The following is a 1,769-nucleotide window of genomic DNA, read 5'->3' as shown; positions in this document are numbered from 1 at the left end:
GGCGAGGAGGGGCTTCTGGCCTCCTGCTACCGCGAGAGCCTGAGGCTCGCGGATGGGGCGGGGCTTGCCTCCATCGCCTTCCCCGCCATCTCCACCGGCATCTATGGATTTCCGCCCGATCGCGCGGCGCCACTGGCGGTCGGCGCCGTGCTGGCCCATCTTGAGGCTCCCGGCAGCATCACCCGCGTGGTGTTCTGCTGCTTCTCCCATGAGGCCGCCGACCTTCATCATGACGCCTTCCGCGCCCACGGCATCACCCCGTCCGCCTGATCCCGCCCCCGACCTGCCGGTGCTCTACCGCGACGGCATGATGCTCATCATCGACAAGCCCCACGGCCTGCCGGTCCATGCCGGCCCCAAGGGCGGGGAGACGCTGGCCGACCATCTTAACGCCCTGCGCTTCGGCCTGCCCCGCGCGCCGGAGCTGGCCCACCGGCTCGACAAGGACACCTCCGGCTGCCTGGTCCTCGGGCGCCATGCCAAGGCCTTGGCGTTGCTCGGAAAGCTGTTCGCGAACGGGAGCGTGGGCAAGACCTATGTGGCGGTGATCGAGGGTGCGCCGGACCAGGATGCCGGCCGCATCGACCAGCCTTTGGCCAAGCGCTCGCCCCATCGCGGCTGGTGGATGCAGGCGGTGCCCAGGGGCACGCCCGGCGCGCAGGAGGCGATCACCGATTACCGCGTGCTCCACCGCGCCGGCGGCTTCGCCGTGATGGCGCTCAGCCCGGTCACCGGCCGCACCCACCAGTTGCGGGCGCATTTGTCCAACCTCGGCCACCCCATCTTCGGCGATGCCATCTATGGCGGCGCCTCGCGCCTGCCGGGCGGGCCGAAACTGCACCTGCATTCCCGCCGCATCGTGGTGCCGCTGAAGGCGAACGGCCCGGCGGTGGCGGCCAGCGCCCCTTTGCCGCCGCATATCTGCGAGACCCTTTGCGCCCTGGGCCTTTCACCGGACGAGATCGGCCGCGCGGCGGATGCGGTGGAATGGGGCGCCAAAAATGCTTAGCGGCACGCATCCATAACGCGCCATGTTGCAGCGCATGACCCAGTTGTGAAGCCGACGCGAAGGGGCGGCGCTGGCCCGCTCCTTGCGTCATGTTAAGCTGGCTTTTCAAGCTGGTTTTGCGTGTGCCGCGTCCGGTCCCGGCCGCACGCGGGAAGAAGGGAGAGAGTGTGAGCGCACCTCGCGACGGAAAGCTCCCGCGCACGCCGGACGGCGACGCGCGCTTCCTTCTGGCCCGCGCCGTCAATCGCGCCCGCCTCGCCCTGTTCTGGGAACGCGCCTGGCCGGGCCTCGCGCGGGTGGGCATCGTCGCGGCCGCCTTCCTCGCCGTCTCCTTCGCCGGCCTGTGGCTCTCGGTTCCGGTGGCGGTGCGCATCGCCGGTGTCGTCGCCTTCGCCGTCCTGCTCGTGCTCGCCGCCCGCCCGCTCTTGACCCTGCGCTGGCCCGGCGAGGAGGCGGGCGTCGCCCGGCTCGACCGCAGGAGCACCCTCGCCCACCGGCCCGCCACCGCCATTTCCGACAGCCTCGCCACCAAGCCCGATGATCCTGTCGGTGCCGCCTTGTGGCGCGCCCATCTTGCCCGCGCGCTCGCCGCCGCCCGCACCCTGCGCGCCGGCCCGCCCGAGCCCGGCCTCGCCCGGCTCGATCCCCGCGCCGTCCGGGCGCTGGCGGTGCTGGCCCTGTTCGCCACCTTCTTCATGGCGCCCGGGGCGCACCTGTCGCGCATCGGCGCCGCCTTCGACTGGAAGGCCCTGACCCCGCC

Annotated in this window: 3 protein-coding genes; all 3 read left to right on the top strand. The window is 72.1% G+C overall.

Annotation, left to right across the window (positions count from 1 at the left end; translation table 11 throughout):
• Nucleotides 1-270, top strand: a 270-nt coding sequence (locus K9U41_RS22710) for a macro domain-containing protein (RefSeq protein ID WP_282643105.1), incomplete at its 5' end; no start/stop codon positions are given.
• Nucleotides 230-1,009: an RluA family pseudouridine synthase gene (locus tag K9U41_RS22705; protein ID WP_282643104.1), complete on the top strand. Its 780-nt coding sequence runs from the start codon at nt 230-232 to the stop codon at nt 1,007-1,009. The genes K9U41_RS22710 and K9U41_RS22705, both read left to right, overlap by 41 nt.
• Nucleotides 1,010-1,176: 167 nt before the next feature.
• On the top strand, nt 1,177-1,769 hold a 593-nt coding region (locus K9U41_RS22700; protein ID WP_282643103.1), incomplete at its 3' end, for a DUF4175 family protein.

It is taken from the genome of Xanthobacter autotrophicus (assembly GCF_029991245.1).
Lineage (GTDB): Bacteria > Pseudomonadota > Alphaproteobacteria > Rhizobiales > Xanthobacteraceae > Xanthobacter > Xanthobacter autotrophicus_C.
Note: the sequence above shows the minus strand (reverse complement) of the source record. Positions and strands in the feature narration are given on the sequence as shown.

Bases quoted from the DNA above. Each gene is read 5' to 3' on its own strand.
- K9U41_RS22705 (WP_282643104.1), top strand. From the start codon at position 230: ATGACGCCTTCCGCGCCCACGGCATCACCCCGTCCGCCTGATCCCGCC.